At 67.6% G+C, this 22,495-nt stretch carries 21 protein-coding genes; 7 read left to right on the forward strand and 14 right to left on the reverse strand.

Translation table 11 applies throughout. The features are described 5' to 3' along the window. The first annotated feature begins 1 nt into the window (after position 1). The gene (locus AB8998_RS29040) at positions 2–628 is read left to right on the forward strand and encodes a TetR/AcrR family transcriptional regulator (protein WP_369741323.1); all 627 of its coding nucleotides are present in this window, start codon (positions 2–4) and stop codon (positions 626–628) included. A 1-nt stretch (position 629) separates the two neighbouring features. Here the strand turns inward: AB8998_RS29040 and AB8998_RS29045 are convergent, their stop codons facing one another. Both AB8998_RS29045 and AB8998_RS29050 read right to left on the reverse strand, forming a co-directional pair. Next, complete coding sequence (locus AB8998_RS29045) at positions 630–1,349, reverse strand: NUDIX hydrolase (RefSeq protein WP_369741324.1); 720 nt, start codon at positions 1,347–1,349, stop codon at positions 630–632. Positions 1,350–1,365: 16 nt separating this feature from the next. Continuing rightward, a complete protein-coding gene (locus tag AB8998_RS29050; protein WP_369741325.1) occupies positions 1,366–2,223 on the reverse strand; it encodes an acyl-CoA thioesterase in 858 nt (285 codons plus the stop codon). 107 nt (positions 2,224–2,330) lie between these two features. Between AB8998_RS29050 and AB8998_RS29055 the strand changes: the two genes are divergently transcribed. Next, on the forward strand, positions 2,331–2,507 hold the full coding sequence (locus AB8998_RS29055) for a hypothetical protein (protein WP_369741326.1): 177 nt from the start codon (positions 2,331–2,333) through the stop codon (positions 2,505–2,507). Between the two features lie 242 nt (positions 2,508–2,749). Here AB8998_RS29055 and AB8998_RS29060 read toward each other — a convergent pair whose 3' ends face one another. Beyond that, on the reverse strand, positions 2,750–3,223 hold the full coding sequence (locus tag AB8998_RS29060; RefSeq protein ID WP_369741327.1) for a GtrA family protein: 474 nt from the start codon (positions 3,221–3,223) through the stop codon (positions 2,750–2,752). Positions 3,224–3,302: 79 nt separating this feature from the next. Then, positions 3,303–3,524: a hypothetical protein gene (locus AB8998_RS29065; protein WP_369741328.1), complete on the reverse strand. Its 222-nt coding sequence runs from the start codon at positions 3,522–3,524 to the stop codon at positions 3,303–3,305. 173 nt (positions 3,525–3,697) lie between these two features. On the opposite strand from AB8998_RS29065, the gene AB8998_RS29070 reads away from it, so the two are divergent. The 3 genes from AB8998_RS29070 to AB8998_RS29080 all read left to right on the forward strand — a co-directional run bounded on the left by AB8998_RS29070 (position 3,698) and on the right by AB8998_RS29080 (position 5,708). Continuing rightward, the gene (locus AB8998_RS29070; RefSeq protein ID WP_369741329.1) at positions 3,698–3,919 is read left to right on the forward strand and encodes a hypothetical protein; all 222 of its coding nucleotides are present in this window, start codon (positions 3,698–3,700) and stop codon (positions 3,917–3,919) included. Between the two features lie 288 nt (positions 3,920–4,207). Then, positions 4,208–5,239: a fused (3R)-hydroxyacyl-ACP dehydratase subunits HadA/HadB gene (locus AB8998_RS29075; protein WP_369741330.1), complete on the forward strand. Its 1,032-nt coding sequence runs from the start codon at positions 4,208–4,210 to the stop codon at positions 5,237–5,239. A 247-nt stretch (positions 5,240–5,486) separates the two neighbouring features. Beyond that, on the forward strand, positions 5,487–5,708 hold the full coding sequence (locus tag AB8998_RS29080) for a hypothetical protein (RefSeq protein WP_369741331.1): 222 nt from the start codon (positions 5,487–5,489) through the stop codon (positions 5,706–5,708). Here AB8998_RS29080 and AB8998_RS29085 read toward each other — a convergent pair. The 6 genes from AB8998_RS29085 to AB8998_RS29110 form a co-directional block, all read right to left on the reverse strand. Beyond that, complete coding sequence (locus AB8998_RS29085; protein WP_369741332.1) at positions 5,690–6,178, reverse strand: hypothetical protein; 489 nt, start codon at positions 6,176–6,178, stop codon at positions 5,690–5,692. The two genes, AB8998_RS29080 and AB8998_RS29085, sit on opposite strands and share 19 nt — an antisense overlap. Before the next feature lie 503 nt (positions 6,179–6,681). Next, positions 6,682–10,896, reverse strand: a complete 4,215-nt coding sequence (gene eccCa, locus AB8998_RS29090; RefSeq protein WP_369741333.1) for a type VII secretion protein EccCa — start codon at positions 10,894–10,896, stop codon at positions 6,682–6,684. 2 nt (positions 10,897–10,898) lie between these two features. Next, positions 10,899–12,386, reverse strand: coding sequence for a type VII secretion protein EccB (eccB, locus tag AB8998_RS29095; RefSeq protein WP_369741334.1), 1,488 nt, complete (start codon positions 12,384–12,386; stop codon positions 10,899–10,901). Further along, positions 12,386–13,240 (reverse strand): transglycosylase, encoded by an 855-nt coding sequence (locus AB8998_RS29100; RefSeq protein WP_369741335.1) that lies wholly within the window; start codon positions 13,238–13,240, stop codon positions 12,386–12,388. The genes eccB and AB8998_RS29100 overlap by 1 nt, the downstream gene beginning before the upstream one ends. Before the next feature lie 249 nt (positions 13,241–13,489). Further along, positions 13,490–14,461 carry a hypothetical protein gene (locus tag AB8998_RS29105; RefSeq protein WP_369741820.1) on the reverse strand — a complete coding sequence of 324 codons (972 nt, stop codon included), beginning with the start codon at positions 14,459–14,461 and terminating at the stop codon, positions 13,490–13,492. A gap of 193 nt (positions 14,462–14,654) precedes the next feature. Continuing rightward, on the reverse strand, positions 14,655–15,254 hold the full coding sequence (locus AB8998_RS29110) for a DUF5631 domain-containing protein (protein WP_369741336.1): 600 nt from the start codon (positions 15,252–15,254) through the stop codon (positions 14,655–14,657). A gap of 10 nt (positions 15,255–15,264) precedes the next feature. On the opposite strand from AB8998_RS29110, the gene AB8998_RS29115 reads away from it, so the two are divergent. Then, complete coding sequence (locus AB8998_RS29115; RefSeq protein ID WP_369741337.1) at positions 15,265–15,861, forward strand: hypothetical protein; 597 nt, start codon at positions 15,265–15,267, stop codon at positions 15,859–15,861. A 1,801-nt stretch (positions 15,862–17,662) separates the two neighbouring features. On the opposite strand, the gene AB8998_RS29120 is transcribed toward AB8998_RS29115, so the two are convergent. The 4 genes from AB8998_RS29120 to AB8998_RS29135 all read right to left on the reverse strand — a co-directional run bounded on the left by AB8998_RS29120 (position 17,663) and on the right by AB8998_RS29135 (position 20,678). Next, positions 17,663–18,226, reverse strand: coding sequence for a hypothetical protein (locus tag AB8998_RS29120; protein ID WP_369741338.1), 564 nt, complete (start codon positions 18,224–18,226; stop codon positions 17,663–17,665). Between the two features lie 92 nt (positions 18,227–18,318). Beyond that, the gene (locus AB8998_RS29125; RefSeq protein ID WP_369741339.1) at positions 18,319–18,633 is read right to left on the reverse strand and encodes a DUF2563 family protein; all 315 of its coding nucleotides are present in this window, start codon (positions 18,631–18,633) and stop codon (positions 18,319–18,321) included. Between the two features lie 74 nt (positions 18,634–18,707). Next, positions 18,708–19,217: a pullulanase gene (locus AB8998_RS29130; protein WP_369741340.1), complete on the reverse strand. Its 510-nt coding sequence runs from the start codon at positions 19,215–19,217 to the stop codon at positions 18,708–18,710. Positions 19,218–19,241: 24 nt separating this feature from the next. After that, positions 19,242–20,678 carry a CCA tRNA nucleotidyltransferase gene (locus tag AB8998_RS29135; protein WP_369741341.1) on the reverse strand — a complete coding sequence of 479 codons (1,437 nt, stop codon included), beginning with the start codon at positions 20,676–20,678 and terminating at the stop codon, positions 19,242–19,244. A gap of 281 nt (positions 20,679–20,959) precedes the next feature. On the opposite strand from AB8998_RS29135, the gene AB8998_RS29140 reads away from it, so the two are divergent. After that, on the forward strand, positions 20,960–22,483 hold the full coding sequence (locus AB8998_RS29140) for a putative alpha/beta hydrolase (RefSeq protein WP_369741342.1): 1,524 nt from the start codon (positions 20,960–20,962) through the stop codon (positions 22,481–22,483). Positions 22,484–22,495 lie beyond the last annotated feature (12 nt).

A 22,495-nucleotide genomic window follows, 5' to 3' on the forward strand; every position in this document is an offset into this window, starting at 1 on the left:
CGTGGCGGGCAAGATCGCGCCCCGCCGGCCACCCGGCGGCGGTCAGGAGCGCGCAGACCGCACCCGCGATCGGGTGCTCGACGAAACCGTGCGCTGCGTCAACGAGGAGGGCTTCGCCGCCGCCAGCGCCCGCCACATCGCCGAGCGGGCCGGGGTCACGTGGGGCGTGGTGCAGTACCACTTCGGTGACCGGGACGGACTGCTGATGGCGGTCGCCGACCGCGGGCTGGCCGATCTCGTCGGCGCCCTGCGCACCCTGCCGCCCGCCACGGCGGGCGCCACCCGCCACGAGCGGGTGCGCCTGGTCATCGACGCGGCCTGGGAGGTGTTCTCCAGCCCGACGACGCGGGCGTCGCTGGAAATCCTGATCGCCACCAGGGCGCGTCGCGACCGACGTGCCACCGTGCACCTGCGCCGGTTGCAGCAGGCCGTCAACGACCTGAGTCGCGCCGTCGCCGCGGGCCTCGACAGCCCGCACGCCTCCGCGATCGGCGACCTGATCTGGGCGGCGATGCGCGGGCTGGTGGTCTCTCAGCTCGTCGCCGGGATACCGGTCGACACCACCGCCGAACGGCAGGCGCTCGTCGAGGTGATCTGCGCCTACCTCGACCGGCATCGCGCGGATTGACCTACTTCCAGGCGAACACCGGTTGTTCGAGCTCGTCGACCGGGTCGTGCCGCCCCTCCAGGCCCAGCCACCGCAGTTGCAGCAGCACCGCGCCCGTGGGCGCGTGGATCAGGTCGTTGCCCAACGGGATCTGCACGACAGGGCGCGGGCTTTCGGGGATGGAGACGAAGCGCGGCGAGTCGTCGCGTTGCAGCTGGTGCAGCCCCACCCGGTAGACCGCGACCACCTCCTCGGGCGCCGGTCGCGGGTCGAGCCGGCCGCCGCCCCAGATCACCACCGGGGTGATGACGTAGCCCGACCGCGTCGGGTAGTCGTCGAGCAGCCCCAGCACGGCCGACCCGGGCAGCGCGATGCCCACCTCCTCGTCCAGCTCCCGCAGCGCGGCGTCGACCGCCGTTTCGCCGCGGTCGAGGCGGCCACCCGGCAGGGCCCACTGCGCAGAATGAGAAGACAGCCGAATAGCCCTGCGGCACAACAGGAAAGCGGCACCGCCCGACACGTCGACCATGCGGCCGTCGAGGTTGGCCTCGGGCATCGGCCGCCCACCGATCCACTCGTCGACCGGCGCCGGATCAACCCGGTCCTCGCCGACCTCGGAGTCGACCAGCACCACCGCGACGGCCGCGTGCCGCTTGCTCGGATCGGTCACGGTTCGGCGCTGGTGACAGGCCACGTGCGCGCGAATCCGCTCCCGCAGCGCCTCGTCGTAGCTGATCGTCACCGCTCGACCCTATCGTTCAGCCCTTGCCCCGGCCGAAGTAGAGCTCCTGGGTGGCGATGCAGACCAGCTGGCCGGCGCGGTTGTACATGGTCGACGTCGCAAGCCCGCGTCCCGCGACGCCGCTCGGCGAAACCTGATCGGAGAGCACCCAATCGGACAGGTCGATCGGCCGGTGAAACCACAGCGCGTGGTCGATCAACGCGTTGAACGTAGTCGGCGGGGTGGCCCGCCGCATCGCGAGCGCGGTCTCGAGCATCGTCGTGCCCGACAGGTAGGTCAGCAGGCAGCAGTGCAGCATCTCGTCGTCCGGCACGGGTTCGGTTGGCCGCCACCACATGCGGATGCGCGGCGAGGGTACCGGCGCCTCGATAGCGAGCCGCGGTGGCGCGTCGACGTAGCGCAGCTCGAACGGCTGCTCCCTGACCCAGTGCCCGCCCAGCTCGTCGGCATATTCGGCCAGCTGCTCCTGCACGGGCACCAGCGTGTCCGGGTCGGGCACCCCGGGCATGGGCTGCTGGTAGTCGAACGACTCGACCGGCGCGCTGAACGACGCGAGCGCCTCCAACAGGATCTGGCCGTCCTGACGCGCCGTGACCTGCCGGGTCGAGAGCGTGCCCCCGTCGCGTGCGACGTCGACGTGCAGGTCGACCGGCAGCCGGGCATCCCCGGCACGCACGTAGTAGACGTGGACGCTGTGGGGCATGCGGCCCGGCGCGGTCAGCCCGGCCGCCATCAGCGCCTGCCCGGCGATGTGGCCGCCGACGATGTGGTGCGCCGGGTTGTCGAGCTGGGCGGCGACGTAGTGCCGCTCGCCCGTGCGGTCGACCCGCAGCGTGGCGATGACGTCGGCGAGGGACGGCGAACGGTAGGTCACCCTGGCATCATGCCGTAGGCGACCGGAGCGCCCGCATGTTGAGCGGCTTGAACACATATCGCTAACGTGCGCAAATACCGTTCGATGCGGCCCCGGACACCAAGCCCGTGCCGAGCGCCGCCACCGGCACGCTGCGCCACCTCGGGCCGCGGGGATTCAGCCTGACCGCGGCCGGATTCATCGACACCATGGCCGACGAGGTGGCCAAGGAGGCGACCCTGGCCGGTCGGGTGGCGGCCGTGGCGGTGCTCATCTGCTGCTCGAACACGCCGGCGACGAGTTGATGCGCCGCTCGGTCGAGTTGTGGCGGCCGTTGGTCAAAGCCGCCCAGGGGGATGCCGATGCGATGCCCGACCCGGCGCGCGCCAGCGAATAGCCCGGCGCTGCCGTCAGCCAGGATCGGCAGGACGGCCCCGCCGTATCGCCATGAAGTTCCATCCCGCCGGGCTTGAACCACAACGCGTTCAGCATCGCGATCGGTGCGCCGGAGCCGGCGTTCGGTACGGACAAGTCGCTCACCTGGACTTCAGCGGCGGAACACGATCCATCGCATCGCACAGTACATGTAGGCCGCCTCGCAGGTCCCCGCCACCAGCCGCGACAGCTGGTACTGCACGCCGACGGCCGCCAGCAGGCTGGTGACCCCGAGGATGAACGCCAGATAGTTTACGACGACCACCGCGGCATACACCGCGATCTGCGGCCCGACGGGCGCGTGGGACCGGAAGTTGGCGCTGCGGTTGAGCGCATAGCCGAGGGCGAAGGCGCACACGTAGGCGAGCGTGACGGCGACCGGTACCGGAACGCCGAGCCCGCTGTGCAGTCCGGTGAGCAGCGAGAGATCCGCGCCGAAGCTCAGACCGTTGATCAGGCAGTACCCGACGAACGTCGGCGCAACGATCGAGCTGAGCCCCAACGGGAGGCGCGCGACGAACGCCTCACACCCGCCGTGGAATCGCTCGACCAGGGGCAGCCGGCCGACATTCACGTCGGATTGCACGTGTGTACCGTGCCACGCCCGGGTAGCGGCCGTGTGATCAGCTGGCCAACTCATCGCGACGCGCTCGGCCCGGTGTGCCCTAGTAGCCCTCGCCGTCGTCGGCCAGGTAGCTGACTGAATACCACCGGCCGGGCGGTCGGGTGCCCGGGTCGTACTCCTCGGTCGCGGCGGCGTCCTCCAACCGGACGTCCGTGAGCGCCGGATTCTGCGCGCGGATACGGTCCTCGAGCGCAGCCAACAGCGCATCGCCGCTCAGGGTGGCATCCACCAGCGCGCGTCCCTCGTGCCTCGCCCAACTCACGCGTTACATCTTGCTCCGGCCTTCGCGGTTCAGGGCAGTCGGTCGCGAGGAACGTCAGGGGCAGCCCCAGCACCGTCAGCTCGGATTCGTCCAGTGCGAAACCCTCGCCCTCCCGGTGCTGACGAAACTTCGTCACCGCGCCGTAGCGCGCGGCCACTTGCTCGGCGGCCGCCATGTCTGCCACGCGAACCGCGATGGAGAAGACACCGTCACCGTGCTCCGCCAGGAATTCGGCCACCGCACTGCCGCGTCCCGCCTCGGTGTCCAGGGGGCTCACCAACTCCACGCCGCCCGCCCAGTCCATCGACCCGAAGCCCCAGTTCGGCCAGTTCGAGGACCCGAGTTCGGTGAAGAACGCGGCGGCCGCGTCGAGCCGATCCGGGGCGACGGCGTAGACGACGTGGTGCATCTGCGGCAATCGGCTCATACCGGCCCCTTTGGAGGACGTCGCACCGTCAGCGGCTTTCACCGGCGCTCACCCCGGCTATCGCACGCCGCTCAGCCTAATCGCGGGCCGGCGCGCAACGCGTGGCCGCGGGAAGCCTGCGCCAAGATGGCGGTGGCGCGACTCTGCAGGGAAACAAACCGCCGAAGCGGTTCGGCACGCGTTGCCGCGGCGTCCGCACGCTAGTGTGCATGGGTCTGCCTCAGCGAACAGGCCGATAGAAGAGTTGAGCAAATTCATGACCGCAACAACCGAAGCGTCGGTGCTGGAATCCCGGGTCGGCCACTACTACCAGATGGACGGCACCTACCTGGTCGGCCGCGAAAAGGTGCGCGAGTACGCCCGCGCCGTACAGGACTACCACCCCGCGCACTGGGATGTCGCCGCCGCCGCCGACCTGGGGTATGCGGGTCTGGTGGCGCCGCTGACGTTCACCTCGGTGCCGGGCATGGCCTGTAATCGCCGCATGTTCGAGTCGGTGGTCGTCGGTTACGACACCTACATGCAGACCGAAGAGGTCTTCGAGCAGCACCGCCCGATCGTGGACGGTGACGAACTGCACGTCGACGTCGAACTGACGTCGGTGCGCCGCTTCGCCGGCCGAGACCTGATCACCGTCACCAACACCTTCACCGACACCGCCGGCGAGCGGGTGCACACCCTGCACACCACCGTCGTCGGTGTCACCGCCGAGGACGTCGACCCGGCGGTCAAATTGGCCGCGCCGAAGATCATGATGCATGACGTGGACCTCGTGGCGATCGGCAACTCCAGCGTCGCATACGAGAAGACGGTCCGTCCCGAAGGCGAGGTCCGGATCGCCGAGGCGGGCACTGCCCGCACGCCGGGGACGCGGTCCTTCGACGAACTCAAGGTCGGAGACGAGCTGCCGGTGCGGCATGCCCGGCTGTCCCGCGGAGACCTGGTCAACTATTCCGGCGTGGCCGGCGACGCCAACCCCATTCACTGGGACGAGGGCATCGCGAAGCTGGCCGGGCTGCCCGACGTGATCGCCCACGGGATGCTCACCATGGGCTTGGGCGCCGGCTTCGCCTCCGCGTGGTCGGGCGACCCCGGCGCGGTCACCCGCTACGCGGTCCGGCTGTCCCAGCCCGCGATCGTGTCCGCCGCCGAGGGTGCGGACATCGAATTCAGCGGCCGGATCAAGTCGCTGGACCCCGAGACCCGCTCCGGTGTGATCATCGTCGCCGCGAAGTCCGGCGGCCGAAAGATCTTCGGCCTGGCGACGTTGAACGTCCGCTTTTCCTGAATCGGCCATGCGCTGGTGACAGCCGCCCGGCGCGCTCGCCGTGCGCGGGTCACGACCGTAAGCCCGTGCCTGCTTGCCCTCCTTCCCCCTGACACGGGCGCGTCGGGCGCCTACCGTCGGAGTGACGAGCGCACGCTAACTGAAGGGATGGTGGCCCTGCTCGCGATTACCGATCCAGCCGCCGAGGCGATCAGCGCGTTGACCAAACCAGCAAGGCAAGCAGGAGTCCGCGGGACTGCGCTTCGCGGTGCAGGAGCACCCGGAGGGCGCTCGGCTCACGTTGTCCGTGACCGACCGGCCCGAGGCCGGTGACCAGGTCCTCGGCACCCAGAACGGTGCCAAAGTTTTTCTGGGACCGCAGGCCACCGCGTTCCGCGACGCCAAGGTCCTCGACGTCCAGCAGGACGCCCAGGGCCAGCTGAGCTTCGCGGTCACACCGCAGTCGGACAATCAGGCGCCTACGGTCTGAGACCGGTCGGAACGGTCCTGGTGCCGGCGACGGTGTTGCCGATTCGCATCGAACGACGCCGCGCCATACAGGCGGCCGCCAGCCGTAGACACTAAGGTCCTTGGGCGTAGCACATATTCACGAGTCCGACCGAATAGCTTGAAGCCATGTTGGATCAGAACCAAAAGGCGTTGGCGAAAGTCGTACTGTTTTTGCAGCGTATGTGCGGAGTCACCAAGCTCGGGCGGTTCGACGACGACCACGAGCACCTCGACGCTGGCGAACCGGATTGTGCGCGGCGTGAACCGCGGTGTCGCGGCGTACGTCTTGATCCCCGGTGCGAGGTCGGCGTGGTCGATAGCGGGGATTCCAGCCGCCGCGCTGGGTTCCACCCCCACGACCATGTACGCGACGCCGCCGAAGTTGAGCCGAGCGTCTTCGACGGAGCGGTTTGCGAAGCCGGATTCCCACGGCAGTGGCGAGAGCGACATGCAGTCTCGACACCTGACCACGCCCACCAAGGTGGGAACTTCTCGCGGCTAATTCCCCTGATATCGCGGTGTTTCGGAGGTCGGAGACGGCAGTGCTGGGCCCGGCTGTCCGCGGTCACGTGCGGACGGTCTTGAGCTCCGTCGTCGCGGGTTCGCTCCACACCTCGTAGCGCCATCCACGCCGGTCGACAAGCGTCCTCGTCCAGTCGAGAGTGAACCTGACTTTGGTTTGTCGAGTTGAGAGCTCGGCTTCACATCAACGACCACTGGTCCCTCGTCTGTCAGCAGCAGGTAGTCGGCTACGTGCTTGCGCACACGCTTGTCGATGGCGGCGCGAATCAGGGGCCCCGGGATCGAACAGTTGCGCCAGCTTGAACGACAGGTCGACCGAGTGACACGCCTCCTTCGGGACGACGATGTCAGGATCGAGTCGCCGATCTTGGCGGCGAAAAACACCGCGGGACTGCGGGACTCGAGCAACCCGCTCAGCGCGACATGTGGACTCACTGGGGCGGGATCGCCGTCGACGGCATCCCGACCAGGACGCCCTCGACGTCCCCGTCGGCGCTGAGCAGCAGCCCCCGTCCGGGTGGCAGCGCCTGGGCGCGAACGACGCGGTTGATCCTGTTCTGCGGGTCGTTGTCCATGTAGAGCTGCGACACCTTGGCCGAGTTCTGGAACCGCATCCACGGATCCATCTGCAGCGTCGCCCAGTTCGAGCTGTTACGCGTGGTGAACACATGCAAACCGATCTGGCGGGCCCGTTCGATCAGCTTCCACAGCGCCGCCCCCACCGGCGGTTTGGGCGGGTAGCTCTGATCCGGCCGCAGATCCTGCACGTCGTCGATGAGCACGAAGTGCCGTGGACCCTCCCACGGCTTGAGGGCCCGTAATTCCTCCTGGCTCAAACCTTTCGGTGGTAGCCGGGGCAACAACACCTGCTGGGCGAGCTCGGTGATCACCTCGTCGATCTCGTCCTGGTCGTAGGCGTATGCGCGCACATACCCCGGGCCGTTCAAATCCCGCAGACCGTGCGGGGCCGTCTTGGGGTCGATGAGCGTCAGTTGGGCCTCGTCGGGGCTGAACCGGCTCATGATCGCCTCACCGATGGCCACCAGCGACAACGTCTTTCCGCAGCCCTGCCTGCCCAGAATCATCAGGCCGGGGCTTTCCCGCAGCTTCAGCGGGACCGGGCCCAACTCGTGGCGCTCGCCGATGGCGAAGGCGATCGAGAGGTCGTCACCGCTCGGGTGTGCTGCCTCGTAGTCGAGGATTGCCCTGAGCTCGACCCGTTGCGGCAGCCGTTGCAGCGTCGCATGCTTGGTCACTCCGGCGACCTCGGCGATGCGGCCGCCGACCTCGGTGATCCCCACCAGCGTGCCGGTGGCGGGATCCGCGAGGGCCGGCACGCCGACGCGCAGCTCGTGCAGGCTGTCGGTCAGACCGAAGCCGGGCCGATTCACTGTCCGCCGCGCCGCTTCCCGCGACTCGATCGACGAGTGCCCCATCTGGCTCTCGCTGGGGTCAGCCAACCTCAACTGGATTCGGGCCGTGGCATTTTGCAGCAGGCTCTGGCGCTGCCCGTGGATCCAGCCGCCGGCGCTGCAGATCACGTGCACCCCGTATTCCGGGCCGCGGCTGCTCAGCGAGATGATCCGGTCACCCAACAGGGTGTCCTTCGAATACAGGTCGTCGTAGTCGTCGAGGACCACGAACACGTCGCCGAACGGGTCGGTGGGATCGGTGCCGCCCAGGCCGTCGCTGCCGGGACCGAACCGGCGCTCGCGGAAGCCGTCGAGGTCGATCTTGAGGTGGCGGAACGAGTTCTCACGCGCGTCGATCAGCGCGTCCATGCTGCTCAGGATGCGTTCGATGCCCTCGTTGTCCTTCGGCGACACGATGTCGGTGACGTGGGGCAGCGACGCCACCTGCGCCATGGTGGCCCCGCCGATGCAGAAGAACGTCACCCGTGCCGGGCTGTACATCGTTGCGGCCGAACACATCAGCGTCATCAAGGTGGTGGTCTTGCCGCGCTGCTTGGCGCCGACCACGACGATGTTGCTGCGCAGCGCGTCGACCGCGTACACGACCTGGCGGGATTCCTCCGGAATGTCCATCACGCCCACCGGGAACATCAGACCGGTGTTGCGGCCGTAGTCGATGTGCCAGGGCTTGCCCCGGTATCCCGCCACCAGCACGTCGACGGGCTCGGGGTCTTCCAGCGGTTCCAGCCACGGCCGCCGCGGCGCCCGGTGCGGCACGGCGTGCAGCGACTCGCGCAACACGTCCACGATCTTCTTCCTCTTGAAACCGTCTTCGTGGTAGAGGAATTCGTCGGGCTCCGCATCCACGGCCGCGGCGGCTTCCAGTGCCGACGCGTCGGCCGAGTCCAGCGGCTGGTACTGCCAGTTGTACAGCCGCGGCTTGGTCAGGGTCATGTCGACCGTCGTGGCCACCTGCGCCGTCTTGGGCACCACGAACGGTGCCGACAGGTAGAAGCAGCGGAACGGTTCCAGATCCCGTGGTCCCACCTTCAGCAGCGCGAAACCGTTCTCCTTCGACGGCAGGTGGTAGGCGGCGTCCGAGCCGATCACCTCGCGGCTGTCGTCGCCGGACTCGGCGCGGAGTGCGATGCGGAACGCGATGTTGGACTTGACCTTCTGCAGCGACGACAGGTCGAGCCGCTGACCGCCCAGCATGAAGAAGACGTTGGCGCCGCGGCCCTCCTGCCCGATGTGGATGATGAGGTTGATCCACTTTTCGTGGTTGGCGAACAACTCCAGGTATTCGTCGACGATGACCAGTAAGACCGGCACCGGGGGCAGGTCGCGTCCGGCGAGCCGGATCTCTTCGTAGTCGTTGGCGTCGCGTGCGCCCACCGACGTGAACAGCTCGTAACGCTGCTTGATCTCGCCGTCGATGACGCGGCGCATCCGTTCGGCCAGGTGGCGCTCGTCCTTGCCGAGGTTGGACAGCGCGGCCACCACATGCGGGATGCCCAGGATGTCTTGAGCCGCCGACTCGAACTTCATGTCGACGAAGATGACGTTGAACGCCTCCGGCGAGTGCGTCAGCGCGATCCCGTAAACAAGCGACAAGAAGAACTCCGACTTGCCCGAGCCGCTGGTTCCGATTACCACGGAGTGAAAACCGAAGCCGCCGAAGTCTTTCGCCCGCAGGATGATGTTCTGCAGCTCGCCGTTGGGTTTGGCGCCGACGGGGATCTCGCACCACCGCTCGTCGCCGCGGCCGCGCCGCTCCGCCCACAACCGGTCGACGTCCAGCTCCCGGGGGTCAACGATGCTCAGCGCCCGCAGCAGTTCTGCGGCTCCGCTGGTCGAGTCGGCAGCGTCGCTGCGGCTGGTCGGCGACCACCGCGCCATCGCGCGCGCATAGCGGTACGCCCGGTGAAGCGACAACTGGTCGGCATGCGCGAAAAACTTCCCACGCAGCCGAAGTAGCGGCGCCGGGCAGTCGTCGTCGTCAGGGTCCGATCCGTTCGTAACGGCCTTCCGCTGCTTGTTTACCGAAACCTTTGGTGCGCTGTGGCGCTCGCGCATCTCGAAGACCTGGTCGTCGGCGAAGCCCACGCCGGCGCCCACCCGGGAGGCGATGCGCAGCACGGAGATGCCGGCCTTGCCGACCTGGCCGACCACGCTCTCCCACGCGTCGGGGCTGCCGGTGTTGTCGTCGACGATCACCAGGTGCGGGCCCAAATCTGCCGCGTCGGCCCCCTGACCGGTTTCCAGTGCCGAGCCCATCGCGGTCGGGCTCGCCACCACCGGCGGCGTCCAGGCGCCCCGCTTGCCCTTCATGTGCAGCTCGGCGCCCAGGGCCGCTTCCAGTTCCTCCGGCGTGGCGAAAATCAGGCGTCGCCAACCACATGCGTCGAACAGCTCATCATGCAGGTTGTGCGGCAGCCACACCATCCACGACCACACCTCCGGATTGCGGGTCACCACCATCAATTTCATGTCGTGGGGATTGTGGAACACCGCCAGCGAACACAACACCGAGCGAAGCAGCGACCGCAGCCGGTCCAGATCCTCGCCCACGAAGCTGAATCCCGGCGCCGACCGCAGGTTCACCACCTTGGCGATGTCGCGAATCTTGCGCTGCTCCAAGATGAAGTCGCGCAGAGCCTGGCCGGTCACGGGTTCGAGCTCCTCGTCGGAGGAGATGTCGGGCCAGGTCACCGACAGCACCGAGTCCGGCGCGTGCTGCACCCCGGTGCCCAGCCGCACCTCCAGGAAGTCGGCATCCCCGCGGCCGCGCTCCCACATCCGCGGGCCACCGATGATCGCCCCGAGCCCCTGCGGGTCGGAATGCAGAGCATGCTGCCATTCGCGTTGGGCGCACACCGCGTTCTGGATCTCGTCCCGGTTGACGTCGAGGTCACGCAGGTAGCGGCGGCGCCCGCGTTCCATTTCGCCCCAGGTGATCTTGCGGGCACGCCCGAACCGCCCGGAGAAGGCCAGCATGCTGAAGGCGCCGATGCCCATCAGCGGAAAGAAGCCGGTGGTCAAACTGCGCACACCAGAGACATAGAGCATCACCACCGTGCCGATGAGCGCCACGATCAGCGCCGGCACGCCGATCATCACCCAGATGTTGCGCGGCTCGCGTTCCGGAAGCGCGATCGGCGCGCTGGGCGCCACCCGTACCGGTATGGGCGGATCGATCTTGACACGGTTGATGGCAAATGCCCTCTTCGACATCGCTAGCCTCCGGCCTTCGCTGTTGTCGTCACCACGGCCACCCTTCCGAGCGCGGGCACGGTATCCCGAGCCACCAACGCCGCCTGCTGCGACAACGCCGGTCCCGCAGCGAAAGTCCGCAACAGCGGCCACGGCGCCTGGACCGCAGCGGCCGGGTCGAGGCCCAACGCACGCAACGTCGTGTCGTCGGCGGCGATCCCGAACCGCACCCCGTTGGGGGAAACCCAGAACAACGATTCGCGGGAATCGGAGGTGATCACCCCGCTGGTCGACGTCACGAAGTTCGCCGCCCCGGGTAGCACCAGGACATGGTCGGCCACCACCGACGCCGGGCCACGGTCATCACGGACCAGGTGCACGATCCGGTCGTCCATCGACGCTGAGACCGGAAGGCCCCGGCCGTTGTAGACGGCCACCCGGGCCTGCGGGTCCGTCGAGGCCTTCTCCCAGCCCACGCACGTCGTCGGATTCGCCTCGGTGTCAATGAAATTCAGTCGCCCGCTCGGGTAGTAGTCCACCGGCAGGGTGTTGACCTCCGGGGTGTTTACCAGCACGTCGGGAGTCACCACTCGCGGCGCCGTCGACCCGTAGGAGTTCGCACTGCGCAGCAGATCGGCCACGAAGCTGTCGATCTTCTGCACCCCGTCGGGCAGCAGCACATAGAACTGGCTTCCCCCGCCGGCGGTTTGGGCTTGCAGCACCGCACCGACCTGGGAGCCCGCCACCCATTTCGACGGAGTGCCCGCCTCGGGAACCTGCGGAACGCTCAGCGGCTCGGTCGCCGGCAGCGCGTCGAACAGCGCCCGGGAGATCTCGACCGGTGACGTGACGCCGGGATCGAGGCCCAGGCTCAGCGTGACCGCCCGATTGGTGGGATCGATCCGCGAGCGCTTGTCGCCCCAGATCACATAGGTGTTGCTCTGGAAGGTGACCAGCAGTCCCGCGTCGCGCCGCAAAGGTGTCGCGCGGGCAACACCGTTGAGCCGGCCCGCGATCGAGGTCACCACCGGTTTGTCCCCGCTGCGCGGCCGGCCCGCCGTGTCGCACACTGACCACGCCGAAATGGCGCCGCGGTTCACCGGCATGGCCGCCGGCGCTCCCGGGATGCCGATCAGCGGTCCCGACGGATATTTCGCGATCTCGGCGGGTTTGACCCACGTCGGCTGCGCCGCCGATCCCGTCGCCAGGCGCGCCGAGGTCAGATTCAACGCCGGATAGAGCCGGCCGTCGATGCGGGCGTAGACCGCCCCGGAGTCACGGTCGCCGATGATTGCCGAATCCCCCACCACGCCCGTGGGTTTGAGCACGTTCAGCAGAATCATCCAGCCCCCGGCGATGGCCACCAACACCACCGAGAGCACCAGCGCGGCGGTCTGCTTGCGGTCGTCGTGCTTCATCCGCACCGAGAAGCGGGTGGTGGCGGCCCGCAGCCGGCGGTTGTAGAACAGGTGCCCGGAATTCTGTTCGCGGTTGGACAAACTCAGCGGCATCAGTACCCCCTGGGCGATCGGCGAGGGTCGGCCTGCTGGATCCGATCGGCCAGATTCGACCCGTCGGCGGCCACTCCGTAGCGGCCCCGCGCATAGTTGATGAACGCGCAGGCCTGCGCCACCAGATCGTGAATGTTGGTCGATGTTCCGGGCTCGTGATATGCCGCGAATGTTGGCGCGATGAACTGCCACGCTCCGCAACTCGGTGTACCGTTGGCCGCGTTGGCATCCCAGATGTTGACCGCGCCGGCGTCGTAGCCGGATTCGCGCCGGGCAACCAGGTCCATGCCGCGTCGCCAGCGGACCCGCGCGATGGGGTCGTGAATGCCCTTGATGTCCAAGGCTTTACCGATGGCCGCCTGCACGGCGGTGCGGCCGCTGGGGTGGCGGTGTCGGTGCTGCTGTAGGTAGCGCAAATGGCGCAGCCGATGCGCCAGCAGCCGTGACCGCTGCCGCGACCGAGTGATGTGCCGGTGCTGTGCCCGCAGTCGCGCCGCCATCCGGGTGATCGCCTCGCGCCGACCCACCGGGGTGTCGGCGCCCGAGGCCGCATCGGCCGTGGCCGCGTCCAGAATCATTCGAGTCACCGCTCTGGTGTGCGCGTGATCGGCCCGCGCCGCCGCCACGACCCGTTTCAGCGCCACGTCGTCGTACGCGATGCGGCGCAGCGCTTGCGTTGACCTGTTCGATCGGGCGGCCGCTGTCGGGATATTGGGCGCCGCCGATATCGAATCGGCGTGGGCGTGAATTCGCGCGGGCACGTCACCGACATCGCTGCCGGTGACTTCTCCGGCGAATAGGGAATGGCCGCGGGATAAGGCCGCCACGGCTTCGGTGATAAACGGCTCGGTCAACAACGCGCCCGTTCATGCCGTGTTGTCGTCGCGCCCCCGCGCACCCTATCCATACCGGGCAACTCCCACATTTTCCCGCCGGCGCCGTCACCTAACAGCATGCCTGAGACGGCGACGCTCTTGTCTAGAACGGGCAATCCCAGCCCAGCCGATCCCGTCGGGTTTTACGTGGCGAGACTACTGCCGTTCGGAGCGGCTCACCACTCACCCCCGGTGCCAGCGATTGCGCCGGTCACGGCGCTGAAGCGGCTATTCTTTCGCCTCGTCCTCGCTCGGCATGATCACGATCCGCCGATTGGGCCTGTTGGTTACCACGGTCGGTTTCCCGTCGGCATGCTTGGCGACAGGCGCGCTCGGCGGCAGCGCCGTCAAGCGGCCCTTGACCGGCTGGCCGTTGGGCACCCCGGGCGCCGAAACCCGCTTTTCGACCGGCTTGTCTTTTGCGCCCTCGCCGCCAGCGCCGGCGACACCCGGCATCATCGGCATGCCGGTCATCCCCGTGGAACCCCTGGCCGGGGCGGTGCCGTCGGCCGGTGGCATCGCGACGGGCTTCGCCGGCGCCCCGGCGGGGCTCGTCGGCGGCGACGATCCCGGCACGGGCGGGGGACCCAGCGATGCAGCCGGTGTCGTGCCGCCGAGGCCGCCGATTCCGCCGCCACCACCACCGGCACCCAGCTCCGAGCCGGAGCCGACGCTGTCCACCAGCGTGGGATCCCCGGCCGCCAGCGCCTCGGCACCGTGAGAGGCCTGCTGGACCGCGCTCATCAGCGGCTGCATCGCGCTTTGGCCGGCCTGCATGGCCTGCTGCGGAAGCTGCGTCAGCGGGCCCATGATGCCGCCGAGGGCACCGGTGAGCGCGCCGGTGACGCTCGAGACCATCTGCTGAACCATTTGCATGCCCTGCTGACCGCCCGCCTGCGCACCGACAGCTTGCATCTGCTGCGCCGAATTCGCTTCATTGGCAGGGAATTTCGCCAGCGCATCCGCCGCGTGCGCCCGGCGGTCGGCGTCCGCTTCGGTGCTGGACGCCACGTCACCCGGCACGCCGGCGTTGCTTGCGGCGACCAGAGCGCCGGACGCCGCATCGGCGGGTGAGGTTCCGGTCGGAGGCGCCGGAGTCGGTGCGATCGGGGGCGGCAGCGGTACCCCGTACAAGGCCTGCGACAGCGTGTCCGGCGTGACCTTGATCGTGGTACCGGGCGGGAGGTTGGGGCCTGGGATGGAGGACAGGAGCGACGGGTTAGGGCCTCCCGGCGCTCCTGGTGCGGGGACCGGCGCGGAATTGTCTCCGGTCATGTGTTCACCTCATCCCTGCCGTTCAGAGCCTGGGGCCCGCCATGCGCATAGTCGGCCGTCTAGGCCATTTTGGCACAGCACGAGTCTCACGGTATTCACGTCGACCGAGGCAGATGGCCTACGAGACGCAGCGGCGGGTAAGTGCGTTGAACCAGGCCAGGTGGTAGTTCGCCAGGTACTCGTGGTCGTCGATGAGCGCCTCGATTGCGGCCAGCAGCATCCAGTCCGCCACGGCGGCCGGGTCGTGGCGGGGGTATGCACTCGACACCGAGTGCCGGACGTCGCTCAGGCATGCGCGCAAGAGTTTGGCTTCGTTGGCCAGCACACCCGTCTTGCGCACTGCCGGGCTCGCGACTGCTTGAGCTATCCGCGGCAGGCCGTCGCGGCGCCGCACGGCGTCCACGAGGCTGGGCCCGAGTTCGTCGACCCTGGGTGCGGCGGAGCGCGCCGCCCGGTCACCACTCAACACCGGTGCGTCCGGGCCGGGCTCGGCGACGTAGGCATCGGGCTCATGTGCGGCCGCGGTCACTACGGCTCCCAACAGATCGACGACGCTGGCATCGCCGCGCCGCGCCGCCGGTTCGAGCACCGTCACGTGGGCAGGCAGGCGGACGTGCGGCGGAATCCACCCGCCGGCCAGATCGGTGACCAGCAGGCTCGTCGTGCCGTCATCGCGCAGCCCCGCCGCCCACGACAGACGCGGTTCCTGGCGCGCCACTGCGTCAACAATGCGCTGTAGGCGTTGTTGTTCGGCGGCCCGGCTCGAGGCCGCGCCGGCAGTCGCTCCGGTCGCAGTCGACGCCGCCGATGCACCGGCCAGCGCGGGGGAACTCGCGCCGGCCTGGCCCGCTGCGGTTTGGGAGGCGGCCCGTTCCACCGGAGAAACCATTGGCCCGCCCGCTGACGGGGACGACGGTGCCGAAGGTGCGACTGCGGCCCCCGAGACCGGTGCGGTCGGGGCCGAAGCCACGGCGGGCGGCGCGACCATCGACGGCCGCAGATCCGATCCGTACGCGGGCAGCGGTCCAGCGGGGACGACGGGGCCGCCGGCCACCGGCGCCGCGGGCGTCGACCACGAGCCGCCTGTCATCACCGCGGGCGCCACCGGCACACCGCCGCCGGTCGTCGGCGCCAGCGGAGGTGAAGTGACTGCGGCGTCTACGGGAGTGCTTGCGGCAGTGAACGATTCACCACCGGCCATGGGGATGGACGGCGCGACGGGCGGCACCAGCGGTGGCGAGGCCTGCGGCGGCGGCGCCGACCCTGTTCCCATCGCCTGCATCGCGCCCGAGGACAACGACTGCGCGCCAGCGCCCGCTGGTTGACCTGTCGCCATTCCGGACATGAACGACTGGCTTAAAGAGTTGGGCGACAAGCCTTGGCCTAGGGATGCTGGGGATACGCCCATCCCCGGTAGCGGCGGACCAGTTAGCGAACCGCTGGGTACGTGTACACCCCCAGACGGAACAGCCGTAACCTGTCCGCTTGCGCCGACACCACCAAACCCAGAGCCGTTCCCTTGGCTACCTAAGCTCGGCCCGCCGAGAGTAGGCCCGTTACCGGCATGCGGGCTGCTTGCCCTTCCGCCCGAGTCGGATCCTTGAGCGGTGCCACCCAACGCACTACTCGTTTCGAGCTGTCCGCTGCGAGCGTTAGGACCGTTTCCTTGGCTTCCAAGCGCTGCTCCGCCATTATTATTCTCAACCGCCTGGCTGGAATTCGGGGCCGTCGGCATGGCGGTCCTTAACTCGTGGTGGTTACCGTATTGCTGCGCTGATGCCGCAATGCCTTCGGCGTTGAGTACCTTCTGAGTTGCGTCCGCGATTGATGCAACCGCGACACCTGATTTATGCGCCGCGAATCCGTTAGCTTCAGTAACAAGGGCCGATATTTCCGCCGCTTTCACAGGCTCGGGCTGCTTCGAATTTTCGACCTCAGCAATTCGTCGATTATATTCATCGGCAACCCCACGCAGGCCTTCTCGAAGGCCATCGACAGCATCAGCGCCCTTGGAAAAGGCGTCGGCTTTTGCTTTATATTTTTCGGCTAAGTCAAGATGGCTTTTTTCGCCCCGTTGGAAACGGGATACCAGATCATCTATGGTCTGTCCCTGGTTCCTTGACGCCAGCTGGGACCACTGCATATGCAGTTCCTGTGCATAATGCTCTTGCTCCTGCTGCTGCATCCGCCAATGCTCAGCGGCGGTGTGCAACGCTGACGACGGCTGCGGGTACCATGTGCCGATAAGCAGCGCTGTGTATTTTCCCGAAGGCAAGTCCCCCGTCATGAGCCCTCCTCGCAAGCCGCCGGTTTCGAGACAACTCAGAGCACCGGTTAACGTTGCGGTTTCTATGTTGAACCATCCCAAGATGAGAAGCAAATCACGCAACGCGTGTGTGCAGGCAGATCAACTTATGGCCGTGTGGTCCGACGAATTCACGCGCACGCTTCACGAAGTGCCGATGTCGCTGACTCCACATCACCTCCATCGGCTTTTTCTTCTGCAAACGCGGTAATTACGTAGTTCAAGTAGGCATCAGCCAATTTTCTAGCCAATGTGGTTAGAGTTGTCGGCGTTGCTGGTTCTATCGAGGTAGTCAGTGCGAGCGCACCACCAACCAGAGCCGCACGCGCATTCGCGGCGGCTGCTACCGGTTCCGCCCCGTCTGGCGCAGACGTCGCTACCTTGACCGCCTTGCTTACACTCTGGAACGTCGAACACAACCGCTTATTGGCCGCCGCTACGTCCGCCGCACTGAAGCTCGAGGGCATCGAGGAGGTTGTCGGGGGGTGCTGCGCCCTGTTGCCCCCGGACTCGGCTGAGTCAGAGAAATGATGCCGACGGCAAGCGCAGCCAACGAAATCAGCGCAATAGCGGCGATGACGCTTATTAGACCGTTCCCTAAAGTACGCCGGGGGCGCCCTGGTGTCCCATCTTGTCCAGCGGCGGGAGTTTGAGGATTCGTCACGACACCAGGCTAATCGCAGCTTTGCGTCGTTATCATCCGAATCTCTGCGTTAGCAACGATCGCTTGTTGCAGCGCGAGGCGGCATCTCAGCTTGAATCTCCTGTCGCACGTAGCCGATCAACTCGACCCGCCAACGGCTCGATTTGGACCCAGCCCTTCATCCCCCAACCAATTGGTCCTTCACGCTGAACCCGCTGTCACGGCGGTGGTCATTCATATTGCGGCACTGGCCCAGAAGCTTTACGGACCCATCGGCGTCGGGGTAGGGACTGATGCCGATCGTGGCCATCACGTCGTCTTGGTGGATCACCGTGCCGGTCGCGTGCTGCCCATGGGGCGGACCCGCAGACCAGCCGTTGGACTCCATCGTGTTGGCGATCCGCTGGAAGTACGCACTGTGGTCGGAGCCCTGCGGCACGACGAACGTCATGTCGAGCCGGCCTCGATAAGGCTTCTCCCCCTGGTCATTACACGACTCCCAGCGAAAGCTGCCCGAAACATCCTGCAACCGAGACACATCGGCGATCTGCTTGGCCGCAGCGACCACCTGGGCGACGGATTGGCCGTCCGACAGCGGCTGCTCGGGCTTATCGGCCTGGTGTCGGGACGGGAACCGCACCGAACACCCCCCGAGCATCAAGGCGCTTGCGATCAGCACCGCGACCCCGACCGCGAGCCGCGCGGGCCATCGCCGAAGACGCTTACCCAACACCGTGGTCACTTAGCACAGCAATCACCCTAGCGGCCCGGTTATTCCATTCCGGGTAGCCGTTCGCCGAATCGGCGCAGCAGTGCGATGGCCCGGAAACCTAGCTAGCTCACGGACTTGTCCCGCACCGCGCGCAGCTGCTCGGCGCCGCGTTCGTCCATCCCGGTGAACTCCGCGGCGGCGTAGGCCGCCTTGGAGCCCACCGCGGAAAGCGCCTCGTAGTGGACCTGCAGGCTCCTCAACTGCTCGGCGTGGGCCGCGCTGAGGGCCTCGTGAAAGGTCTCGGCGGCGGCGAAGTCGCCGAACATGCCCGCGGCGAGCGGCCCCCGGGCAAGGTGATCGGCCCCGTCGCGGGCGTGCCCTCCGGCGCGGTGGGACTCGTTGGCTCCCAGCCGCAGCAATCCCGGGTCGACGAACATCGTGGCCCCCTTTCCGCGCCGTGCCGACCAGGCTAACCACGACGCCAGTGCCGATCAATTCACCGAAGCGGTCCTCACAACGGGCTGGCGCCGTCGGCCAGGCCGTCGCCGTCGCTGTCGGTCAGCCGCACGTTCCACTTGCCGTCGCCGTCGGTGTCGACGTAACCGGTCACCCCGTTCTCCCCCGGGCACAACACCCGGTCGGCCACGCCGTCGCCGTCGGTGTCGAGCAGCCGGTCGTCGGCGCCGCCATGCCCGTCGAAGTCCACCAGGGGGCCGCCGGTGTGCTCCACGCCGTCCAGCCCGTACCAGCGCAGCTGCCCGCTTCGGTCCACGGCGACCGACCACATGCCCGTCCCGTCGTCGGTGAACGACGCCTCGCGCGTGCCGTCGTTGTCGACATCGAGCCATGCGTGGTCGGCCACCCCGTCACCGTCGAGGTCGGCCAGGGCGTCGTCGCGCAGCCCGTCGCCGTCGAGATCCACGCCTACCGCGTCGAAGTGGCCGTCGCCGTCCAGATCCACGTCAGGCGTGCCGTGCAGCATCGACGCTGTGCCGTCGTCTCCACCGATGCAGTAGTCCACGACTACTCCGACGCCGGCCCGCCGCTAGGGGTTCCCGCGGGACTGCCACCACGACAGCAGCTCGGCGGTGGCCTCCTCGGTGCTCAGCGGCCCGCGCTCGAGCCGCAGCTCCTTGAGAAAGCGCCACGCCTCGCCCACCTGCGGGCCGGCCGGGATGCCGAGCAGCTCCATGATCTGGTTGCCGTCGAGGTCGGGGCGCACCCGCGCCAGATCCTCCTGCGCGGCCAACTCGGCGATCCGCGCTTCCAGCCGGTCATAGCTGGCCTGCAGCCGCGCCGCCCGGCGCTTGTTGCGGGTGGTGCAGTCCGCGCGCACCAGCTTGTGCAGGCGCGGCAGCAGCGGACCGGCGTCGGTGACGTAGCGGCGCACCGCCGAATCGGTCCACGTGCCGTCGCCATACCCGTGGAAACGCAGATGCAGATACACCAGGTGCGCGACGTCCTCGACCATCTGTTTGGAAAACTTCAACGCCCGCAAGCGCTTTCGCACCATCTTCGCCCCGACCACCTCGTGGTGGTGAAAGCTGACGCCGCCGTTGGGTTCGTGGCGCCGCGTCGCCGGCTTGCCGATGTCGTGCAGCAGCGCCGCCCAGCGCAGCACCAGATCCGGGCCCTCATCCTCCAGTGCGATCGCCTGGCGCAGCACCGTCAGCGAATGCTGGTAGACGTCCTTGTGCTGGTGGTGCTCGTCGATGGCCATCTGCATGCCGCCGACCTCGGGCAGCACCACCTCACCCATCCCGGTCTGCACCAGCAGGTCGATGCCGGCCACCGGGTCGGCGCCGAGTAGCAGCTTGTCCAGTTCGGTCGCGACCCGTTCGGCGCTGACCCGGCCCAGCTGCGGGGCCATCTCGGCGATCGCCTCGGCTACCCGCGGGGCCAGGGTGAATCCCAGCTGCGACACGAAACGCGCGGCCCGCAGCATCCGCAGCGGGTCGTCGCCGAAAGACACCGACGGGGCCGCCGGGGTATCGAGCGCCTGCTCGCGCAGGGCCGCCAAACCGCCGAGCGGGTCGAGGAATTCGCCCGGCCCGCCGGGCGTCACCCGCACCGCCATCGCGTTGACGGTGAAGTCGCGGCGCACCAGGTCGTCCTCGAGGCGATCCCCGTAGCGCACCTCGGGGTGACGCGACACCTGGTCGTAGCTGTCGGCGCGGAAGGTGGTGATCTCCAGGCGGTGTTCGCCCTTGCCGACGCCTACGGTGCCGAACTCGATGCCGGTATCCCACACCGCGTCAGCCCATCCGCGCATGATCTGCTGCACCTGCTCGGGGCGGGCGTCGGTGGTGAAGTCCAGGTCGGGACTCAGCCTGCCCAGCAGCGCGTCGCGGACGGACCCGCCGACCAGGTACAGCTCGCGGCCCGCGGCGTCGAACGCCGTGCCCAGCTCGCGCAGCATGGGGGCGTGCCGATTGAGGGCCACCGCCGCGGCGGTCAACAGGTCGGTATCGGTTTCAGGCACGTTCGATCAGCCTAGTCGGACGACGATCGCGGCTGGGATGAGCGCTATCCCCGAGGCAGAACTCCCGGGATTTCGATGTTCGGAACCTCTATGAATCGCTTCCGGCAACTGCGCCGACATCTCAAGAGTGAATTGACCTGGCACCGGGTCCCAGTAGCGTTACGCGAGACAGGGAGGGTCGGCGGTGTTTTCCTACCCACACTGGTGGGCGGCCCCACATTGGTGGGCTGCGAAGTCGCCTGCGCGAAGGTGCGTGGCGCCGTGACGTTAAGGATGACGCGATGCAGCTTCGGTACATGAGCCAGGCAGCGCTGATCATGTTCGCCGGCGGCGATCCGTGGAAGGTCAATGCGACCTTGCAAAGCGGGCTGCCGGCTCGAATCTCCGATCTCGCCCAAGCGTTTTACGACGCAGGTCTGTCCACGGCCGAAGCTGACGCTGCATTTGGTCGTGCGACGGACCGCTTTCAGAGGTCCTGGACCCACCGGGGCAGGGATAACCCGATCAACGGCTCGTTCGAAGTTCGTCGCGCCACCAGAGCGCTGGGGCTTCAAGTGGCCCAGCTTCGCAGGATCGGCGTTGATCTGGAGGAGGTTGCGGCGGCCCTGGCCGAGGCGCAGCGCGCCGGAAATGACGCGATCTCTTCTCTCGAAGGCCAGCTGCAAAACATCGATGATCAACTGGGGCAAGCCGTAGAGCTCGAGAAAGACCCTGCCTTGAGCGCGGTGGAACGGCGGCTCCTCGACGAACACATCACCGGACTCGAAGATCGGGCCATCGGTGACACCCAGCAGTCACTCACCAAGGTCGAGGGGATCCGGGATCAGTATTCGCGGCAACTCCACCTCGCAAAAGTCAACTTGCAGAAGCAGGACGGCTACGACCTGGCGCCGATCGAAGGGTTCGACGGCGACAAACCGGAAACCGTTCCGGAACAAGACGAACGCCGGCACAACCAGATCGAGGCGTTCAAGCAGATCTTCGGTCGCGAACCGGTTGCGGCCGCCGACTGGGAGACAGCGGCCGCTCTCGACCCGCACAGTTACGACCCGAAGTTCCAGGGCACCGGACCACAGATCGAAGTGGCGAAAATCCGCACGGTGCCCGGGCAGGGCCTGGTCCGGGTCTCGCAATGGATCGAGCAGCGGGATGTGACCAGCTTTCCGTTCTGGAGGCGCGACCTCGGGAACAACAGGGTTGCAAACGCTCATTTCGACCCAGAGGACACGAAGGTCGCGACCTACATCGACTACGAGAACGGCCTCGTGGTGCTGCGGCAGAATCCGTCCGTCGAGGAGACCTCGACCGGTGGACCGGGCACGGTGAAGGTCGGCACACCCAAGGGCAGCGTGACCCAGCTCCCCGACGGTTCGGTCCGGATCAAATACGACGCCGGCAACCCGTTCGCCCCGGGCATCACAGCCGATCCCACGGGGCCGTTTGCCAATCATACGATCACCGTCAACGGCGATCTGGTGTTCACACCCGGACCGGACGGAGTGCAAGTCAACGGGACTCGCACCGACTACCCGTCCATGGAGGTGTATCAAGACCTCCCGAACGGCAGCACCCTCACAGCGCTGATCGACCACGCGAAGTCGGGCAGATCGTGGGGGCCTGCCCTCAACCTCTCCGGCCATCACGACATCGGTCCGCTGGGCGGCAAAGCATTCGCGCCGTTCGACACCGGCGGGTGGAATCCCACATACGATGTGCCTTCTGGGTTGCCGCCCACACAGTTCGGCCCAGCTTCCAACCCGCCGTCGGTGTTTGCCCTGCCCGTCGGTGAGGGTGTACCGGCCTGATCGCACAGGGAC

Origin of the sequence: Mycobacterium sp. HUMS_12744610, assembly GCF_041206865.1 — a bacterium.
Classification (GTDB): Bacteria; Actinomycetota; Actinomycetes; order Mycobacteriales; family Mycobacteriaceae; genus Mycobacterium; species Mycobacterium servetii.